General features: G+C 46.5%; 17 protein-coding genes. 5 read left to right on the top strand and 12 right to left on the bottom strand.

Annotation, left to right across the window (positions count from 1 at the left end):
• Positions 1-3: 3 nt before the first annotated feature.
• From NO989_RS08720 to NO989_RS08740, 5 genes are all read left to right on the top strand, one after another.
• The gene (locus tag NO989_RS08720) at positions 4-897 is read left to right on the top strand and encodes an A24 family peptidase (protein WP_061486398.1); all 894 of its coding nucleotides are present in this window, start codon (positions 4-6) and stop codon (positions 895-897) included.
• 18 nt (positions 898-915) lie between these two features.
• Positions 916-1,527, top strand: a complete 612-nt coding sequence (gene coaE, locus NO989_RS08725) for a dephospho-CoA kinase (RefSeq protein WP_061486399.1) — start codon at positions 916-918, stop codon at positions 1,525-1,527.
• 243 nt (positions 1,528-1,770) lie between these two features.
• Positions 1,771-2,523 carry a cell division protein ZapD gene (zapD, locus tag NO989_RS08730; protein ID WP_039227984.1) on the top strand — a complete coding sequence of 251 codons (753 nt, stop codon included), beginning with the start codon at positions 1,771-1,773 and terminating at the stop codon, positions 2,521-2,523.
• A gap of 141 nt (positions 2,524-2,664) precedes the next feature.
• Positions 2,665-2,892 carry a DNA gyrase inhibitor YacG gene (yacG, locus tag NO989_RS08735; RefSeq protein WP_061486400.1) on the top strand — a complete coding sequence of 76 codons (228 nt, stop codon included), beginning with the start codon at positions 2,665-2,667 and terminating at the stop codon, positions 2,890-2,892.
• 219 nt (positions 2,893-3,111) lie between these two features.
• A complete protein-coding gene (locus tag NO989_RS08740) occupies positions 3,112-3,984 on the top strand; it encodes an aspartoacylase (RefSeq protein ID WP_061486401.1) in 873 nt (290 codons plus the stop codon).
• A 119-nt stretch (positions 3,985-4,103) separates the two neighbouring features.
• Here NO989_RS08740 and mutT read toward each other — a convergent pair whose 3' ends face one another.
• The 12 genes from mutT to murD form a co-directional block, all read right to left on the bottom strand.
• Positions 4,104-4,487 carry an 8-oxo-dGTP diphosphatase MutT gene (mutT, locus tag NO989_RS08745; protein WP_061486402.1) on the bottom strand — a complete coding sequence of 128 codons (384 nt, stop codon included), beginning with the start codon at positions 4,485-4,487 and terminating at the stop codon, positions 4,104-4,106.
• On the bottom strand, positions 4,487-7,195 hold the full coding sequence (gene secA / locus NO989_RS08750) for a preprotein translocase subunit SecA (RefSeq protein ID WP_014980040.1): 2,709 nt from the start codon (positions 7,193-7,195) through the stop codon (positions 4,487-4,489). Before secA ends, mutT begins: the two co-directional genes overlap by 1 nt.
• Before the next feature lie 181 nt (positions 7,196-7,376).
• The gene (locus NO989_RS08755) at positions 7,377-8,255 is read right to left on the bottom strand and encodes a M23 family metallopeptidase (RefSeq protein ID WP_014950422.1); all 879 of its coding nucleotides are present in this window, start codon (positions 8,253-8,255) and stop codon (positions 7,377-7,379) included.
• 208 nt (positions 8,256-8,463) lie between these two features.
• Positions 8,464-9,375 carry a UDP-3-O-acyl-N-acetylglucosamine deacetylase gene (gene lpxC, locus NO989_RS08760; protein ID WP_014980041.1) on the bottom strand — a complete coding sequence of 304 codons (912 nt, stop codon included), beginning with the start codon at positions 9,373-9,375 and terminating at the stop codon, positions 8,464-8,466.
• Between the two features lie 214 nt (positions 9,376-9,589).
• Positions 9,590-10,756 carry a cell division protein FtsZ gene (gene ftsZ, locus NO989_RS08765; RefSeq protein WP_014980042.1) on the bottom strand — a complete coding sequence of 389 codons (1,167 nt, stop codon included), beginning with the start codon at positions 10,754-10,756 and terminating at the stop codon, positions 9,590-9,592.
• 108 nt (positions 10,757-10,864) lie between these two features.
• Positions 10,865-12,094, bottom strand: coding sequence for a cell division protein FtsA (gene ftsA, locus NO989_RS08770; protein WP_014980043.1), 1,230 nt, complete (start codon positions 12,092-12,094; stop codon positions 10,865-10,867).
• Between the two features lie 7 nt (positions 12,095-12,101).
• On the bottom strand, positions 12,102-12,872 hold the full coding sequence (locus NO989_RS08775) for a cell division protein FtsQ/DivIB (protein WP_014977223.1): 771 nt from the start codon (positions 12,870-12,872) through the stop codon (positions 12,102-12,104).
• A 2-nt stretch (positions 12,873-12,874) separates the two neighbouring features.
• Positions 12,875-13,858: a D-alanine--D-alanine ligase gene (locus NO989_RS08780; protein WP_014950427.1), complete on the bottom strand. Its 984-nt coding sequence runs from the start codon at positions 13,856-13,858 to the stop codon at positions 12,875-12,877.
• 1 nt (position 13,859) lies between these two features.
• Entirely contained in the window at positions 13,860-15,305 is a 1,446-nt protein-coding gene (gene murC / locus NO989_RS08785; RefSeq protein WP_014950428.1) for a UDP-N-acetylmuramate--L-alanine ligase, read from the bottom strand.
• On the bottom strand, positions 15,305-16,423 hold the full coding sequence (gene murG, locus NO989_RS08790; protein ID WP_014950429.1) for an undecaprenyldiphospho-muramoylpentapeptide beta-N-acetylglucosaminyltransferase: 1,119 nt from the start codon (positions 16,421-16,423) through the stop codon (positions 15,305-15,307). Before murG ends, murC begins: the two co-directional genes overlap by 1 nt.
• Complete coding sequence (gene ftsW, locus NO989_RS08795; protein ID WP_321824746.1) at positions 16,416-17,840, bottom strand: cell division protein FtsW; 1,425 nt, start codon at positions 17,838-17,840, stop codon at positions 16,416-16,418. Before ftsW ends, murG begins: the two co-directional genes overlap by 8 nt.
• Positions 17,837-19,381 (bottom strand): UDP-N-acetylmuramoyl-L-alanine--D-glutamate ligase, encoded by a 1,545-nt coding sequence (gene murD / locus NO989_RS08800; RefSeq protein ID WP_371342396.1) that lies wholly within the window; start codon positions 19,379-19,381, stop codon positions 17,837-17,839. Before murD ends, ftsW begins: the two co-directional genes overlap by 4 nt.
• Position 19,382 lies beyond the last annotated feature (1 nt).

Consider the following 19,382-nt stretch of genomic DNA (forward strand, 5'->3'; position numbering starts at 1 on the left):
ACCATGGACGCGATAATTACGCTTAGTCAGCTTTACCCTGCTGTATTCTATTCCCTAGTCTTTTTTGTAAGTTTAATGGTTGGCAGTTTCTTGAATGTGGTGATTTACCGCTTGCCTATTATGATGGAACGCAGCTGGCAGCAAGAGTACCAAAGCTATTTTAGCGAGGGTGAGCCGACACCTAATGATAAAAACTCATCAGCGAAAGAAGAAGTATTTAACCTTGTAAAACCAGACAGCACATGCCCTAGCTGCGGCCACAAAATTCGCGCATGGGAAAATATTCCTGTTATTAGCTACCTGTTCCTTAAAGGTAAGTGCGCTAAATGCAAAGTTGGAATATCAGTTCGTTACCCGCTGGTTGAATTGTTTACTGCTTTAGCCTGTACGTTTGCGGCCTATCAATTTGGTGTCACATCGCAAGCACTATGGGCCGTATTGTTTACCTACATACTCGTTGCTCTGCTTTTTATTGACTTAGATAAGATGCTATTACCTGACCAGTTGACACTGCCTCTACTGTGGTTGGGGTTACTGTTGAGCACGCAACACATTTTTGTAGGCACCACCGACGCTATTATTGGCGCAGCGGCGGGTTATTTAAGTTTATGGTCTGTTTATTGGCTATTTAAACTTGCCACTGGCAAAGAAGGTATGGGCTATGGCGATTTCAAGCTGCTCGCCGCACTTGGCGCTTATACGGGCTGGCAAGGCTTGCCCATTATTATTTTGCTCTCTTCGTTTGTTGGTGCAATTGCAGGCATACTCATAATGGTGATTCAAAACAAAGGCAAGTCGCTGGCAATTCCTTTTGGTCCCTATCTCGCAGTGGCGGGTTGGCTGACACTGCTTTTTAAAGATGCCATTATTACCACCTATCTTGATTACGTACTTTAGTTTGAAGGTGCCGGCATTATGAATAAGCAGACTCCCTTTGTAGTAGGCCTTACTGGCGGGATAGGTAGCGGTAAATCTGCTGCCACTGATATTTTTGCGTCGTTAGGCATAGACATCGTGGATGCCGACGAGGTCGCAAGAGATGTGGTTGCCGTGGGCTCACAAGGGTTGCTTCAAATAGCTGAGCATTTTGGCGAGCGTATTTTGCTTGAAGACGGTAGCCTTGATCGCGCCGCACTTCGAGAGAAGGTTTTTGCTAACCCAGATGAAAAAACCTGGCTGAACGGCCTTCTCCACCCGCTTATTCGTTCTCGCATGCAACAGCTAATCATGGAATCGGCTTCCCCCTATTGCATCTTGTCTGTTCCACTATTGGTTGAAAACAAGCTTACTGAAATGTGTAACCACGTAGTAGTGGTTGACTGCCCTGAAGTGCTTCAGCTTGAACGCGCCTTAAAGCGAGATGGTAGCTCTGAAGCAACGATAAAAAGTATTATGGCGTCGCAAGCAAGCCGTAAAGAACGGCTGAGCGCTGCAGACCATGTATTAGACAATAGCACCAGCCTAAACGCCCTCTCTTCGCAAGTTTCGACCTTGCATGAACACTTACTTTTGCTATCTAAAGCGTGAAGTTGATAGACGAAGTTAACGCAAAAACACATCCCTAATAACTAAATTCACCACCTAAACGCAAGGCGTTACAGCCTTACGGATTGATTTTTGAAACTTTTTTGACCAATTAACGTCAAAGTAAAGATTTGGCGAACAAGTATACTTGGCTTAAACGCTTTGATGCTTTAGGCTTGTTGCCTTTCACTGTTCAGCTAAATTTTTAGCGACATTTCTCTAAGTCTATGTGTTTTAAGGGGTTCCATGGGTCACGCTGTTTTCGAATTTCCACTAAAGGAAAAAGTACGTAACTATTTACGTGTTGAGCAGCTGCTTGGACAACTTAAAATTACGGCTAAATCAGAACATACTCATCTGCAGCTGGTGTTTTTTGAACAGCTTTTCGAATTACTTGATCTCATTGAAAGACTGGATCTTCGCTCCGATCTTACCAAAGACCTCGAAGCCCATGAAAAGAACTTGGTTTATTGGTCTAAACACCCGAAAATTGACAGCACCGCCTTAGAGCAAGCGCTAAAAACCGTGCTTACCCTAAAACAAAAGCTAAAAACAGACCGCCGTTTTGGTAGTGCTTTGAAAGAAGATAAACTGCTAAGCGCAATCAGGCAGCGCTTTGCCATTCCAGGTGGCGCGTGTAGCTTCGATTTGCCCAATCTTCATTTTTGGTTACAACAACCCCTTGAACAACGCCTCGCTGAAATAGCGCAATGGCTTGAAACGTTAGCCTTACTCGATGATGCTATTGCTGTTAGCCTGTCGTTCATTCGCGAACGCGGTCAATTTGTCAATGTGGTTGCTGACAACGGTTTTTATCAAGGCGCTGCAGAAGATAAAAACGAGTTAATTCGCGTTAAATGTAGCGTTGATGAAGGGTATTACCCTACGCTTAGCGGCAACAAATACCGTTACGCACTCCGCTTCATGCTATTTTCTCCTCAAGAGGGCCAATCTGGCGCAGTGGAAAGCAGTATTCAGTTTCGTTTAGCGGCCTGTTAAACTTAAGACCTGCTGACGTGTGATGTACCGCAAAGATCAAAAGATCAGCAGGCCAGAGTCTTTAATTTATTATTTACCGTCTGCGGTAGTATAAGCAAATCGCAAACTTCGCCGTTTAGACGTATTTCACTGGAGTAAATAATGGAAGTGAAATGTCCTATTTGTGCCAAGCAGGTTGTTTGGGCACCAACAAGCGAATATCGCCCTTTTTGCAGTAAAAAATGCCAACTTATCGATTTAGGTGAATGGGCCGCTGAAGACAGAAAAATAACCGGCAAGCCTGCAGAAGACGCAACGCCCAAGCATATCGATGTTGAAGAGATAGAGGCGATGCTAGCACAGCAATCAGATGACTTCTTTAAGCACTAATACGCGCTGTCTTTCCCCACAATTTGGCAAACATCAGTATTTAGGTAAATTCTACTAAGACGTATTCTCGTACAAAGCGCAGTGGTGTAGTATCGGTTTACTTGCTCTCCAAGTCGTGGGTAGATGCGCAGACAGCGAACGTATTAATTCATCACAATATTACTCAATAGCTCGCTGCGCAGCCTTCCTCATCTTCAACCTATACAAAAAGGAACATGAATGTTTAATTCTATCGCGCTTGTTGGTGGTACTCATGGAAATGAAACCAGTGGTATTCAGCTTATTCGAAACTGGCAACAGTTTGGGCTACCTTCGCGATTTAATGAGCTAAATGTTTCGTTAAGCATCGCCAATGAAGCGGCCATTGCGGCAAACGTTCGTTTCGTAGACGAAGACTTAAACCGTCAGTTTACCTTTGAACGTTTATCGAATAACAATTCTGCGAAAGAAGCTGAGCTTGCTAAGGCTCTTAACCAACAGTTAGGGCCTAAGGGTGATTCGAACACAGATTTTGTGATTGATATTCACAACACCACCAGCGAAATGGGTGCTACGCTTATCATTTTGGAAGCGGATGAATTTCATATTCAGCTGGCGCGATACGTAAAGCAGCAAATGCCAGAAGCCAACATTTTGGTAGAAGACGAAAAGCCCTACCTTGAACATGGTTACCTGTGCACAACTGGTAAGAAAGGTGTAATGATAGAAGTGGGTGGGCAGCCACAGGGCGTGTTAAGAGAAGATGTTTACCTTCTAACACAAACCATGGCTGAAGCAATATTGGATTTTTGTGCCGCGTATAATAAAGGGCAAATCAGTACTGACGCTTTGCCTGCCTGTGAAGCTTTTCGTTTAGGCGATAATGTGTCTTTTCCGTTAGATGCTAATGGAAAACGTACCGCCATGATCCATCATTCACTGCAAGATAACGATTTCAAACCTCTCATACCTGGGGCACCTGTATTTCGAACGTTTGACGGCAAAGATATCCTATGGGAAAACGAAGCTGAAACCTACCCGCACTTTATTAATGAAGCCGCTTATTTCAAACTGGATGTGGCATTTGCCACCGCTGAACGAATAACCTTGTAGGTGTAGCTCCGAAAAGGTATATCTTGAGCGCTCTTAATTTTCCAATCTAAAGCAAAGAAATCGCTTAAAATAGAACTGCTCTAAAAGAAAACGGCCACTTTAAGATGTGGCCGTTTTTATTATTTTTGCAATGCGCTAATAATGGGTATATTCGCTTCAGGAAAGTCAGAGGCTTTTAGTGACGTTACCTTGACCCACCGCGACTGTTGGCCTTCTTTGCCGTGCGGCTCGCCGGTAAAATCACACACGCGATGAACATCTAGTTTAACTTGCTTGTCGCCGTAATCATGGGTGATCACAATCACAGGCTCGCTGCGGTTCACAATAATCCCAACTTCTTCAGCAAGCTCTCGCTTCAGCGCCTGTAGAACGGTCTCACCGTTTTCTACTTTGCCGCCGGGAAATTCCCATTTTCCGCCCTGATGAACATTGTCAGGGCGAAGAGTAATGAATATTTCATCGCCGCGGGCGATAACGCCCACAGCAACATGTACTACTTTCATTACTTAAGCTTGCCGTGACACTGCTTATACTTTTTACCAGAGCCACAAGGACATGGGTCATTACGGCCCACTTTCGCACCTTCGCGAACTTGCGTACGTACTTTGTCGCTTGCCTCTTCTGGCGTTGCGTTCGCTTCTTCGTGCTCGAAGTTCTTAGGCACATCGTCAGCTTGACGACGTTGTTCTTCTACTTTTTGCACGTCTTCTTCAGCTTGTACTTTTACACGCGCAAGAATAGTGATCACTTCAACTTTAAGCGCTTCTAACATTTGTGAGAACAAAGCAAACGACTCACGCTTGTATTCTTGCTTAGGATTTTTCTGCGCATAGCCGCGTAAATGAATACCTTGGCGCAGGTGATCCATTGCCGCCAAATGCTCTTTCCAATGGCTGTCTAGGTTTTGAAGCATTACCGCTTTTTCAAACTGGCGCAGTACCTGCTCGCCCACTACCGCTTCTTTCTGCTTATAAGCGTCAACGACTTCGCCAAGAATGCGCTCGCGAAGCTTCTCTTCGTAAAGTTTGTCGTCATTTTCAAGCCAGGTCTTGATTGGCAAGTCTACGGCGAAATCGGCACGCATGCGCTCTTCAAGTCCGCTTACGTCCCACATTTCTTCAAGAGACTGTGGCGGAATGTACTCATCGACAACACTTGAAATAACGTCTTCACGAATAGCCGCGATAGTCTCGCTAATATCGCCTTCATCAAGAAGCTCATTGCGCTGCTCGTAGATGACTTTACGCTGGTCGTTGGCCACATCATCGTATTCAAGCAACTGCTTACGAATGTCGAAGTTACGACCTTCTACTTTGCGCTGTGCATTCTCGATGGCGCGAGTTACCCACGGATGCTCAATGGCTTCACCACGCTCCATACCTAAACGCTTCATCATGTTGCCCATTTTTTCAGAGGCAAAGATACGCATAAGTGCGTCGTCTAATGATAGGTAGAAACGGCTTGAACCCGGGTCACCTTGACGGCCCGAACGACCGCGAAGCTGGTTATCAATACGGCGAGACTCGTGACGCTCTGTACCAATAATGTGTAAACCACCTGAGGCAAGCACAGCGTCATGGCTTTCTTTCCATTCGGCTTTGATCTTCTCAATCTGCGCTTCAGTTGGATTTTCAATCTTTTCTACTTCTGCCTGCCAGTTACCACCTAACACGATATCGGTACCACGACCTGCCATGTTAGTCGCAATCGTAACCGCGCCTGGCTTACCAGCCTGAGCGACGATATCTGCTTCGTGTTCGTGGAACTTAGCGTTAAGCACTTTATGAGGAATTTTCGACTTCTTAAGAATGCGAGAAATGAGTTCTGAATTCTCGATAGACACAGTGCCCACAAGCGTAGGTTGACCGCGTTTAACGCACTCTTTAATGTCTTCAACAATGGCTTCGTATTTTTCTTCTGCCGTTAGGTAGATGAGGTCAGCCATATCTTTACGCTGCATAGGACGGTTTGTTGGGATAACTACCGTTTCTAAGCCGTAAATATGGTTAAATTCGAAGGCTTCTGTATCTGCTGTACCTGTCATACCCGCAAGCTTGTTATACAAGCGGAAATAATTCTGGAAGGTAATTGACGCAAGGGTTTGGTTTTCGTTTTGAATACGAACCCCTTCTTTCGCTTCTACAGCTTGGTGTAAACCTTCAGACCAGCGACGGCCTTCCATCGTACGACCCGTATGCTCGTCAACAATAACGATTTGGTCTTCTTTAACGATGTAGTCTACGTCTTTAGCAAACAACTTGTGTGCACGAAGCGCAGCGTTAATATGATGAAGCAGTGAAATATTGCCAGCGGCAAACAGCGACTCACCTTCAGGTAACATACCTTCTTGCTGAAGGATTTCTTCAACGTGAATTTGACCGCGCTCGGTAAGGTGAATTTGTTTGGCTTTAAGGTCAATCGTGTAATCACCGTCACCCTCTTGGCCTTCTTCGTCTTCTTTTTCTTGCTGAACAAGTTTAGGAATAATAGTGTTGATACGGCGATACAGCTCTGAGCTATCTTCAGCCTGACCAGAAATAATAAGTGGTGTACGGGCTTCGTCGATAAGAATTGAGTCAACTTCATCCACTACCGCATAGTTAAGCGGGCGCTGTACGCGGTCTTGTGGGCTAAATGCCATATTGTCACGAAGGTAGTCAAAACCAAATTCGTTGTTCGTACCATAGGTTACGTCTGCTTGGTAAGCTTCACGTTTTTGCTGTGGCGACATGCCAGGCACGTTACAGCCAACGCGCATGCCTAGGTAAGTAAATAACTGGTTACTCCACTCAGCATCACGACGAGCAAGGTAATCATTCACAGTAACAACGTGAACCCCTTTGCCAGACAAAGCATTAAGGTAAGTTGGCAAGGTAGCAGTAAGCGTCTTACCTTCACCCGTGCGCATTTCTGAAATTTTACCTTGGTGAAGTACTTGACCACCTAGCATCTGAACGTCGAAGTGACGCATGCCGTATACGCGTTTACTTGCTTCACGCACAGTAGCGAAGGCTTCTACAAGAATATCGTCAAGGGTTTCACCCTTTTCAATACGCGCTTTAAATTCGTCTGTCTTAGCCTTTAGCGCCTCATCGGAAAGCTTTTCAAATTCTGCTTCCAGTGCATTGATGGCATCTACGTTTTTGCGTAATTTTTTTAATAGTCGGTCGTTTCTACTACCGAATACTTTTCGAAGGATGCTTGAAAACATTAGCTTTATTATTCCACTACTTGTCGAGGCGCCGCACAATGTGCACAGCTAAATTAAACGTATAAAACACAACGGTAACCACGTTGTGTTTTGCGATGTTCTAAAATTATGCTTCTTCGTTTTAGATGACTTTTAATTAATAAAGGCACCGTCTACGAGAATTACCTGGCTGCTACCTATGCTACTTTTTGTAGACAAAAGGCAGAGGATCGACTTGTTTTCCGTTTCTTATTACTTCGTAGTGAACATGAACGCCAGTTGAGCGCCCCGTATTGCCCATTTTAGCGATAGGTTCCCCTTTGGTTACCACGTCGCCTATTGAGACAGTAAGGGTGTCGTTATGCCCATAGCGGGTAACAAAACCATCACCGTGATCAATTTCTACAAGTTGGCCATAGCCGTAGCGATCACCCGCCCAGGTCACAATACCTGCAGCAGTTGCCACTACGTTTTCCCCTGCCTTACCAGCGAAATCTAGCCCTTTGTGCATAGTTGGTTCGCCGGTAAACGGGTCGGCCCGCATACCATAATAAGAAGACAACCACCCTGACTCTATCGGACGACCAGATAATTGGCTCTGTTCGTGGATATGGTGACCCCTGACCAAACTTTCAAGCATAGACAACTGTTGAGACTTCAAATCGAGTGATTGCTCTAGTTTGGCTATTTCGTGAAGGATGGGATCGTCTTGAAGGTTATCCGGTATCGATACCGGTACGAAAGCGTCCAGGTCAGCCGCTGACATACCTAATTCTGTTGCGATTTGCTTACCTTTCTCGTCCAGCAATGTAGCCTGCGCAGATAACTCTGCGACGTGAGAAAGCAAAGCTTGTAATTTGACCGTTGTTTGCTGTTTTAACGCTTCAACGTCTTTTTGTCGCTCGTTGACTTCAGTCTGCGCCAAACGAACTCGTGCAATATCTTCTGATACCGATTCTGTTGAACGGCTCGACACTAGCATAAAAATAGACGAGAGCACGGTTGCGCTCACAAGCGTACGGACACTAATACTGTGCCTATAGCGTTTATTTTTACCAGCGAGTGTAATTGTTAGTTTCATACCACGAAGAAAATTGCTGTTTCACGCCACTCTTTTCATACCACTTCATACAACGATGAATGTGTTTTTAGCCAAAGGCGACAACCTTCGACCTATAGTTTTTATGTCACATGGGTGAAATTTATATTAATTATTCGGCTACTGTATCATTTATTTCAGTAAATGCCATACGAAAAAAAGCCGCCCGTAAGGCGGCTTTTTAAAATTCTTACGCTAATGCGGGCTGAGCATAACGAATTGGTGCTGTTTCCTGCGAGTCGTAGGTCACGAACTCCCAACACTCTTTTTGCGCAAGTACTGCATTTAATAGCTTGTTATTCAGACCATGGCCTGTTTTGTACGCACGCAATTCACCAATTAGACTATGGCCGCCAAGGTATAAGTCACCGATAGCATCCAAAATCTTATGCTTTAAGAACTCATCGTCATAGCGCAACCCTTCAGGGTTGAGTACGCGGAATTCGTCCAACGCCACTGCGTTTTCCATGCTGCCACCCAACGCTAGGTTGTTAGCATTCATGTACTCTAAGTCGCGCATAAAACCAAAAGTTCGTGCACGGCTAACTTCGCTTACATATGAGCATGAATCAAAATCCATCACCATATGCTGACGAGTTTGGCTGATCACAGGATGATCAAAGTCAATTTGGAAATCAACGCGGAAACCGTCATAAGGCACTAATTCGGCCCACTTATCGCCATCTTCTACACGAACTGGCTTTTTAATACGAATAAATTGCTTAGGCGCGTTTAGCTCTTCGATACCGGCAGATTGAAGCAAGAATACGAACGGGCTAGCACTTCCGTCCATAATTGGCAGCTCGTTACTGTCTACTTCAACAATAATATTGTCGATACCTAAACCTGCAAGCGCAGACGCTAAGTGTTCTACCGTTTGGATAGTCACACCGTCTTCGTTATTCAGGCACGTACACAGCATGGTATTACCTACCGCGTTCGCACGCGAAGGTATGTCAACATGTGGTTCAAGGTCAACACGCCTAAACACGATACCCGTGTTTGCTGGCGCAGGTCGGAGAGTCATTGTGACCTTTTCCCCTTTATGAAGCCCAATTCCGGTCTCTTGTACCGATTGCTTGATTGTACGTTGTCTAATCATCTGCTTAAGCTTTTACCTATTAAAAAAAGCGGGCGCGAATTATAGTGAGTTATTACTCACATGTCAAAAAACACCCTTTCTGACGGATTTAACTCTGTCAGATTACGTATTTAATCAACCTATCCACGCGAAATTTTTCACGTTGTGTAAATACACCTTACTAGGTGAGACATCACAAACGCGAAATAATTCCCTTCCGTTTCAGGCAGCTAAATTAGTCTGCCTGCTTACGAAGAAATGCAGGAATATCTAAATATTCCAAATCATTTTCTGGCTGTGCACTGTCGTCGGCCTTCAGCGCCTGATTGCCCTCTGTACCGCCTACTGCAGAACGTGGTTCACTTGATTGCGTGTTACCGTATTCTTTTGCAGGCTGTGTTAGACGAGAGCCTTCAGAGCTTACTAGCGAAATGTCAGGCTTGCGCTCTGCGCCAATACCGGTTGCAACAACCGTTACGCGAAGCTCGTCTGTCATTTCCATATCGATCACTGTACCCACAACCACTGTGGCGTTCTCTGAGGCAAACGCTTTAACGGCGTTACCAACAGTCTCAAACTCGTCGATGGCGAAATCTGGACCCGCAGTGATATTCACAAGAATACCGCGCGCGCCTGACAAATCGATATCTTCAAGAAGCGGGCTGGCAATCGCGGCTTCAGCAGCTTCTTCAGCACGGTCTGGACCGCTTGCAGCGCCACTACCCATCATCGCTTTACCCATCTCAGACATAACGGTACGTACGTCTGCGAAGTCAACGTTGATTAGACCAGGACGGGTAATCAGTTCAGCAATACCTTGAACTGCACCACGTAATACGTCATTTGCAGCGCTAAACGCTTGAAGAAGCGGCGTGCCTGGCCCCATTACTTTTAACAACTTTTCATTAGGAATGGTAATTAGCGAGTCAACGTTGTTAGACAACTCAACAATGCCCTGTTCCGCAAACGAGGTGCGTTTCTTACCTTCAAATGGGAATGGCTTAGTAACTACCGCTACCGTAAGGATGCCCATTTCGCGAGCAATCTTTGCCACTTCTGGCGCTGCGCCCGTTCCTGTACCACCGCCCATACCGGCAGTGATGAAAACCATATCTGCACCGTCTAGCGCCTGACGAATGGTTTCTCTGTCTTCTTGTGCTGCTTCTCGGCCAATGTTCGGATCGGCGCCCGCACCTAACCCTTTTGTTACACTTGAGCCAATTTGAAGTGTAACGTCTGCACTTGAGCTGCGAAGCACCTGTGCATCGGTGTTAACTGCAATAAATTCTACGCCTTCAATGCTTTGAGACACCATGTGCTCAACGGCATTGCCGCCGCCGCCACCGACACCGATGACTTTGATTACGGCTTCTTCGCCGTGACTATCCATTAATTCGAACATACTTACTCTCCGGTTGTACGTCTTTTAAACACTACGCCAGGTCATTCCCTTAGGCTAATTGCTTCCTGCTAGCCTTGATGCCGTAGCTATAGCGCCCCCAAAATAAAATTAAAATTCACCTTTAAACCAGCTTTGCACTCGATGAAATAAGCTTTCACCGGTCTTCTGCGTACTGGACTTCTTATTGTCAGATTGTACTTTGCCATATTGCAGCAGTCCTACGACTGTCGCAAATCCAGCGTCATCAACATATTCGGACAAGCCTTTTACGTTGATGGGTTTGCCCACGCGCACGGGCATCTGGAAAAGTTCTTCGGCAAATTCCACGGCACCTTCCATCTTAGCGGTACCGCCTGTAAGCACAAGGCCTGCAGCGATTTGCTCTTCCAGACCGCTGGCACGAATTTCATCATGTACCAGCTCAAAAAGCTCTTGATAGCGAGGTTCAATCACCTCAGCTAACGTATGACGAGACATCACTCTAGCTGGGCGTCCGCCCACGCTAGGCACTTCAATGCTGTCTTCCATACTCACCATATCCTTCAATGCACAGGCGTAATTCACCTTAATTTCTTCTGCATTGCTGATAGGCGTTCTAAATATTTTAGCAATGTCGCTGGTAATTTGATTACCCGCAACCGGTATTACCGCCGTGTGACGAATAGCGCCATCGGTGTAGATAACCATATCCATAGTACCACCACCGATATCAACCACACATACGCCAAGCTCGCGCTCGTCGTCAGTCAGTACCGCATAACTTGATGCCAACGCTGAAAAGATCAGCTGATCGGCATTAAGTTCACAACGCTCAACACATTTCACCATGTTTTTCGCCATATCGTCGGCACAGGTAATAATGTGAGCATCCGCTTCCATTCTTACTCCCGACATGCCAATAGGGTTCTTAATCCCTTCCTGCACATCAATAGTAAATTCTTGTGGTAACACGTGTAGTAGACGACGTTCCGCTGCAATTGGCACACTGCGCGCTGCATGAATAACGTTATCTACGTCTTCTTGTGTTACTTCCTGATTGTTAATCGGTACCATGCCATTTTCATTTTGGCACTTAACGTGTCGTCCCGAGATAGACATAAAAACTGAAGACACTCGGCAATCTGCCATTAACTCCATCTCGTTTACTGCACGCTGGACCGATTTCACCACCAGGTTCAAATCGTTAACGCCGCCCTTATCCATGCCTTTCGATGCATGGGTGCCCACGCCAACAATACTGATTTGATCATCTTCTAGTAATTCACCCACAACAGCTTTTACTTGGCTGGTGCCGATATCTAGTCCTACAATCAAATTGCGTTCAGCAGGTTTTGACATGGTTTCCTTAACTCTCTTCATCTGTGGCGCTGTCGTCTTTCCATCCGACTGCTACGCCCGTGTCATAGCGAAGGTCGACGTATTTCACCGCCTTCTCTTGTTGCGCCAGAAGTGGATAAACATCAATAAAGCGTTGTAGCCTATCGATAAACTCCTGACGTCCTAAATTCAATTTAATGCCGTTTTTCAACTGCACTTGCCATGCAAATCGCTCGCTTAAGGACAGCTCGTCTAACGTCATATCCGTCGTCGCTATCAACGCGTGCATGGCGTTGTAGCCTTCAAGGGCGGTTTTTTCGCTGCCACCCGGGCCGTAAAGGCGCGGTAAGTCTAACTTCACGCCTTCGTCGTTAAACGTATCGCCATAAGGGTTTAACAACAAATCTTCATTCCATTGTGCAACCGGCTGCTGCTCAACCAAATAAATTTTTAACGTATTTGGCCACTTCTTTCTTACTGACGCGCGATAAACCCAAGGCTGCGCTTCAACAAGCTCAAATACTTCGTTGACGTCAAGCGCGAAAAAACTTCCAGGCTGCGCCTTGCGTATTAACCGCTCTAGCTTGGTAATATCGATGTGCTGATAATCACCAGAAAAATCAATAACCTGTACCGGCATTTGCTGTTCATCCTGCAAATACTGGTTTGCTTTAAGCCCACCAAACACTAATCCAGCAATAACAAACAGTAAGAAAGCGACGCCGCCCCACACTGCCGTTTTACTTTTGCCGCTCTTTGCAGAAGCGGGCTTACCTTGATTAGTGTTGGTATCAGCCACGTTTACGCCTTGTTTGCAACGTCATCAAAACTGGTAGAAAGAATACTTAATACCAGTTCATCAAAAGTTAATCCTGCAACTTTGGCTGCCTTAGGCACCAAACTTTTTTCTGTCATGCCAGGCACTGTGTTCGCCTCTAGCAAATAAAACTGCCTTTGGTTGTCCTGCATAACGTCAATTCTACCCCAGCCGCTGCCAGAAATAGCATCAAAAGCACGGGATGCTAGTTTTGCTAGCTGTGCTTCTTGCTCTTCAGACAAGCCGCTTGGGCAATAGTATTCTGTTGTATTATCCTGATATTTCGCAGCATAATCATAGAATGTATGTGGAGTAGACATGCGAATAGACGGCAACGCCTGTCCCTGCAATACAGAAACAGTGAATTCGGGGCCATCTATATACTGCTCTAACAGGACTTGATTATCGTATTTAAAGGCGTCCTGAATGGCAGTTTCGAGCTGTTTAGCGCTTGTCACTCTCGCCATGCCAATACTCGACCCTTCTCTGGCCGGTTTTACCATGACTTCATTCCCCAATTTATCCATTATAGCGCTGCACTTACCAGCTTCAAAGTGCCTTTTATCAGCAATTTCATATTTTGCAGTGGGTAAGCCTAAACTTTGCCACACTTGCTTAGTATGAATTTTGTCCATTGCCAGCGCAGAACCTAAAACTCGGCTTCCCGTGTAGGGGATTTTTAGGAACTGAAGGGCTCCTTGCATAGAGCCATCTTCACCACCGCGACCGTGCAGCATAATGAGCGCTCTATCGACGTTAAGGTCGATAAGGTCGGTCAGAGGTCGCTCTGCTGGGTCAAACGCAAACGCATCTACGCCTTGTCGTAACAATGCATTTAACACCGCATTGCCCGAATTAAGCGATACTTCCCGTTCGGCAGAGTCACCGCCGAGCAGCACAGCTACTTTGCCATACTCGTTCGGCGAGTGGGTTTTCTGTGAGTGAATACTTACTGAAGGTGTAAACATCCTATTCCCCTTCCTTTGCAAGTGTGATCGGCTCTAGCGCGTGACGAGCTAAGAGCTTAGCAATTTGTCCGATGTTGCCCGCCCCTTGTGTCATGACGATGTCGCCATCTTGCATGATATTCGCCAAAATAGCTGGTAAGGCGTCTTTGTCACCTACGTATACAGGCTCGATTTGACCACGCTGACGAATGGAGCGGCACAACGCTTTACTGTCAGCGCCTTCAATAGGTTGTTCACTGGCTGCGTAAACATCCAGAAGCAACAAGGCATCAACACTCGACAGTACTTCAACAAAGTCTTCGTAAAGGTCGCGGGTTCGCGTAAAGCGATGTGGTTGATAAACCATAACCAAGCGCTTATCAGGCCAGTTTGCACGAGCCGCAGCGATAGTCGCTCTTACTTCGGTTGGGTGGTGACCATAGTCATCCACCAAACACACCTCGCCCTTACTGGTAGTAAACGTACCTAGCTGCTCGAAACGACGACCTATGCCGCCAAAACTAGCTAGTGCGCGAATGATAGCGTCGTCATCTACACCTTCATCCGTTGCTACAGCGATAGCGGCAAGCGCATTAAGCACATTGTGGTTACCGGTGAGGTTCAGCGTTATATCTAACGGTTCGCGTTCTGGGCGAATAACCGTAAAATTCGCTTTACCGAATGACAGTGAAACATTTTCTGCGCGATAGTCATTGTGAGATTCAAAACCGTAGGTCAGAATACTTCGGCCTATACGAGGGCGAATCTCTTGAATATTTGCATCGTCACCGCACACGATGGCCTGCCCGTAAAAGGGTAGGTTCGACAAGAAATCAACAAAGGTATCTTTCACCTTTGAGAAATCGCCACCATAAGTATCCATATGGTCGGCTTCAATATTGGTCACCACGGAAACCATCGGCTGCAAGTGAAGGAAGGACGCATCGCTCTCGTCAGCCTCTGCTATAAGATAACGGCTTTTACCCAAACGCGCATTCGTACCAGCACTGTTAAGCAAACCGCCGATAACAAACGTAGGGTCATACTCCGCTTCTGCGAAAATCGTTGAAATTAAACTGGTTGTGGTAGTTTTGCCGTGGGTACCCGCCACCGCAATACCGTGGCGGAATCGCATCAATTCTGCCAGCATTTCTGCACGGCGAATAATCGGAATGCGCTTTTCACGAGCCACGATAATCTCTGGGTTTTGCTCGTTGATGGCGCTAGACACCACAATAACGTCCATGCCTTCAACATTTTCCGCACGGTGGCCTATTTTCACATCAGCACCTAATTCGCTTAGCCGCTGTGTCATTGGCCCTTCTTGAATGTCAGAGCCAGCAATAGCATAACCTTCGTTTAATAATACTTCGGCAATACCACCCATACCGGCACCGCCGATACCAATAAAGAATATATTTTTAACCCTGCGCATTTGCGGGCTTTCAAATGGGGTTTTAAAAACCATTAGTCCCCTACTCCTACCACGCTTTTTACGTGGCTTACTACATTTTCCGTGGCATGAGTGCTTGCACATGTTTTTGCTACAGCGCCCATCTTTAAGCAGTCTTCAGGGTGTTGTAACCACTGACGCACCGCCTGCCCTAAATTTTCTTTTAATACAGATTGAGCAATCATCAGTGCCGCATTTTGCTTAACTAACGACTGCGCATTTTTTGTTTGGTGATCGTCTACCGCAAAAGGTAGCGGTACGAAAATCGCCGCGCGTCCGGCAGCTGCAACTTCACTTACCGTAAGCGCACCGGCTCTACAGACAACAAAGTCTGCCCATTCATAAGCTGCGGCCATGTCATCAATAAAGTCACTGACATCGATTTTCGACATATCTGCGCCCACCGACGTGTAGGCTTTAATGACACCTTCACTGTTGCCTTTACCGCACTGGTGTTTTATTGATAAACCTTCTAGCACCCCGCAAGTCTCCGGCACGGTTTCATTGAGAATTTGTGCGCCTAAACTGCCGCCTACAACAAGTAAATTAAGGCCTTGTTTATGCTCTGTGGTGTTTTCACGAGCGTCTGCGTCAATGTCTACAGATTTGGGCTTCACCTGCCAAATTTCATCACGAACAGGATTGCCCACAGTATGCACCTTAGTAGCGCCACCTGAAAATTGTTCTTTGGCATCGTCAAAGCCCAGAAGCACGCGACTTGCGAATTTACTAAGAAGCTTATTGGTCATGCCTGCCGCCGCATTTTGTTCATGCACAATAACGGGAATACCTAAGCTTTTTGCAGCAACCCCACCAGGGCCGCTAGCGTAACCGCCAAACCCAACAACGATATCAGGTTGAAGGCGCTTTATAATTCGCCTTGCAGAAAATAAGCTTTTAACTAACGCAACAGCACCTTGAAGACGTGCCGTAACACCTTTGCCACGAAGCCCTTTTACCGGAATAAAGTGAATAGGTATGTCGTGCTTAGGCACAACTTGCGCTTCCATCCGCTCGGCGGTGCCTAGCCAATGAATGTCCCAACCTTCCTTTCGAAGCGCGTTTGCCACTGCAAGGCCTGGGAAAACATGCCCGCCTGTACCGCCAGCCATAATTAAGCAACGCTTAGCCATTATCAGCCTCCTGCGCTACCCGCGCGAGTATAGCTTTAATGCCAGCTTTTCCTTCATCTTCTGCACTTGATGTTTTGGCGCCAGGTTTAGCTTCAACCGTCGCTGTAGAAAAATCCGCTTCATCGGCCCCGCTCTCTACACTTGCCTCACCTTCAGCTTGTGACGCTTTAGTTTGCGACGCGCTTGTAGGAATAGGCTTTTTACGGCGGGCCTTGCTCTTACCGGATTTGCTGTCGCCCCGGCCAATCGCCTGTACGCCATCAACCCGTAATTCAAAATCGATACGAAGTAATATGGCTACTGCTACTGACATGATGATAAGTGACGAGCCGCCGTAGCTAACTAACGGCAGTGTTAACCCTTTTGTTGGCAGAATACCTGCGCTTGCACCAATATTTACCGCCGTTTGGAAACTGAACCAGATGCCTATGCTGTAAGCCATGTAACCATCAAACGCTCGCCCTTTTTCAAGTGCCTTATTTCCAATGCTCAGTGCACGCAACACCATCCACAAAATAAGGCCGAGTACGGCAAGCACACCAACGAAGCCCAGCTCTTCCGCCAAGATGGCCATAACAAAGTCAGTGTGTGCTTCGGGTAAGAATTCCAGTTTTTGCAAGCTATTGCCTAGGCCTTGCCCAAACCAGTTACCCCGGCCATAGGCCATTAAAGACTGGGTTAGCTGATAACCAGCGCCAAACGGATCAGCCCAAGGGTCTAAAAAGGAAGTAACCCGTTTCATTCGGTATTCTTCAAACACGATAAGCGCTACAACCGCCAATATGCCTGCAAACACCAGTGCGAAGAACTGCCAAAGTCGTGCACCCGCTAAAAACAGCAAGCCAATCGTGGTTGCAAACATCACAACGACGGTACCTAAGTCTGGCTGTAGCAGTAATAGCATCGCTAACGCAAAGAACACGACAAGGGGTTTAATAAATCCTTTTAGATTTTCGGTCACTTCTTCGTAGCGGCGAACCAGATAACCCGCCAAATAGGCAAAGAAAAAGAGCTTAGCGGGCTCGGCAGCTTGAATGGTTATAGGCCCAATCGCCAACCAACGGGTACTCCCGTTTACAGTTCTCCCAACTACCAGAACTGCTAACAATAGCGCGATGGCCGCGAGCAGAAGATAGGGATTAGTCATGCGCCAAAACTGCATGGGCAAATTCAGCACTACCATAGCGGCAACGATCGCCCCAACAATGTAAATACCGTGGCGAATAGCAAAATAGAAGGGGTTGTCGTGCAGCCTATCGGCCACCGGCATCGACGCCGAGGTGACGATAATAATGCCAATACTCATCAGTGCAAGCGCAATTAATATCAGCGTCACATCATAGGGTTGCGTTGCCGAAGGTTGTCCGTCGTGCTTCGCGGCAAATAACGCGCTAAGTTTGGTAGAGGCAGCAATCATGATGTGGCCTCCACAGCGTCGTCGTTCTTACTGTGTAGATTAAGTAGGTCGTGTACATCTTGTTTAAACACGTCACCGCGATGCATATAGTTCTTAAACATATCTAAACTTGCACACGCAGGCGAAAGCAGAACAACATCACCAGGGGCAGCAAGTCTTGTTGCTGCTTTTACGGCGTCTTTCATCGTTGCCACACGAGTTGTATGCGCAAAACTCTTTTCAAACAGGTGTGCATCTTTGCCCAAAGCAAACACGTGCGATACATATTTAGTTAGATAAGGCGAGAGGCTGGCTATATCAGCGCCTTTAGAGTCACCACCTGCAATAAGAATGAGCTTCCCTTGTATAGTCGGGGCTAACCCTTCAAGGGCAGCTATAGTGGCGCCAATGTTGGTTGCTTTGGAGTCGTCGATATATCGGATGTCGTTTACACGGGCTATTTCCACACAACGATGTGGTGCAGCTTTAAAACTGTGTAGATGTTTAACCGCGAGCGCTGGCGAAACACCTAGCTGAAGGCAGATACCCAATGCAGCCATGATGTTTAGTACGTTGTGCATGCCCGCCAAATGAATATCGCTAAGGGCAATAAGCTTTTCGCCTTTAAACGTTATATATAGACTTTGTTCATCGTCACGAGCACTATCGTCACCGTCAAAAGACGCAATCGCAAGCCCTGTGGTCGACTCTCCCAGTCCATATTCAACGATATTTTTTGACGCTAGCGCGTCTTCATTAAATTCGGCATTAGATACAGCATTAGATTCGCCATCAGATACTGCATTTGATGCAGCAATCCCCTTAGCATCGGTAATAAGCTGCTCGTAAGGTGCTACAAACTCACCGTCTCGCCACACAACCGCAGATTTCGCGTTATCAAAAATGCGATGCTTGGCATCGATATAGGCTTCAAGGGTACCGTGACGGTCTAGGTGATCATCGGAAATATTAAGGACAGTAGCAGCTTCGAGCACCAAGCTAGACGTTGTTTCAAGTTGAAAACTTGATAACTCCATCACCACTACATCTGCATCACTTTGAAGCGCTTCAAGCACAGGGCGACCTACGTTACCCGCTTCAATACTTTTTACGCCGCAGCTTTTGAGCAGATGGTTCACTAATAAAGTAACCGTGGTTTTGCCGTTAGAGCCGGTTATACCTACTACGCGCTTAGCTGGCGTAGCATCACTCGTGGAGGCATTTAATCGGGCAAACAATTCCACGTCGCCGATCACCTCAACACCACACTTTTGCGCTAAAGCCACTTGTTCAATATTCAGAGCAAGCCCCGGGCTTAACACCAAGGTGTCTACACCATCAAAGTAATCTTCGCTTAGAGCAGTGCAAGTGACCTTCTCTGCCATAAACGCTTGCATGTCGGTATCAAGATCAGAATCAGGGTCGGTAACTAGAGTAAAATTAGCACGGGTATCAAATGCTTTAACCGTTGCCTGCTTTTGCAACAAAAAGCGCACGCAAGCCTGACCTGTAACACCTAGGCCACCGACTACATAACTATGCTCACGTACGTTATACGACATT

Origin of the sequence: Alteromonas sp. DY56-G5 (assembly GCF_041414725.1) — a bacterium.
GTDB classification, from domain to species: Bacteria; Pseudomonadota; Gammaproteobacteria; order Enterobacterales; family Alteromonadaceae; genus Alteromonas; species Alteromonas macleodii.

Coding starts and splice junctions, on each gene's coding strand:
- lpxC (WP_014980041.1), bottom strand. CDS start 9,375: ATGATTAGACAACGTACAATCAAGCAATCGGTACAAGAGACCGGAATT.
- murC (WP_014950428.1), bottom strand. CDS start 15,305: ATGGTTTTTAAAACCCCATTTGAAAGCCCGCAAATGCGCAGGGTTAAA.
- ftsA (WP_014980043.1), bottom strand. CDS start 12,094: ATGTCAAAACCTGCTGAACGCAATTTGATTGTAGGACTAGATATCGGC.
- murG (WP_014950429.1), bottom strand. CDS start 16,423: ATGGCTAAGCGTTGCTTAATTATGGCTGGCGGTACAGGCGGGCATGTT.
- yacG (WP_061486400.1), top strand. CDS start 2,665: ATGGAAGTGAAATGTCCTATTTGTGCCAAGCAGGTTGTTTGGGCACCA.
- NO989_RS08755 (WP_014950422.1), bottom strand. CDS start 8,255: ATGAAACTAACAATTACACTCGCTGGTAAAAATAAACGCTATAGGCAC.
- murD (WP_371342396.1), bottom strand. CDS start 19,381: ATGTCGTATAACGTACGTGAGCATAGTTATGTAGTCGGTGGCCTAGGT.
- coaE (WP_061486399.1), top strand. CDS start 916: ATGAATAAGCAGACTCCCTTTGTAGTAGGCCTTACTGGCGGGATAGGT.
- NO989_RS08780 (WP_014950427.1), bottom strand. CDS start 13,858: ATGTTTACACCTTCAGTAAGTATTCACTCACAGAAAACCCACTCGCCG.
- NO989_RS08740 (WP_061486401.1), top strand. CDS start 3,112: ATGTTTAATTCTATCGCGCTTGTTGGTGGTACTCATGGAAATGAAACC.
- ftsZ (WP_014980042.1), bottom strand. CDS start 10,756: ATGTTCGAATTAATGGATAGTCACGGCGAAGAAGCCGTAATCAAAGTC.
- zapD (WP_039227984.1), top strand. CDS start 1,771: ATGGGTCACGCTGTTTTCGAATTTCCACTAAAGGAAAAAGTACGTAAC.
- mutT (WP_061486402.1), bottom strand. CDS start 4,487: ATGAAAGTAGTACATGTTGCTGTGGGCGTTATCGCCCGCGGCGATGAA.
- secA (WP_014980040.1), bottom strand. CDS start 7,195: ATGTTTTCAAGCATCCTTCGAAAAGTATTCGGTAGTAGAAACGACCGA.
- ftsW (WP_321824746.1), bottom strand. CDS start 17,840: ATGATTGCTGCCTCTACCAAACTTAGCGCGTTATTTGCCGCGAAGCAC.
- NO989_RS08720 (WP_061486398.1), top strand. CDS start 4: ATGGACGCGATAATTACGCTTAGTCAGCTTTACCCTGCTGTATTCTAT.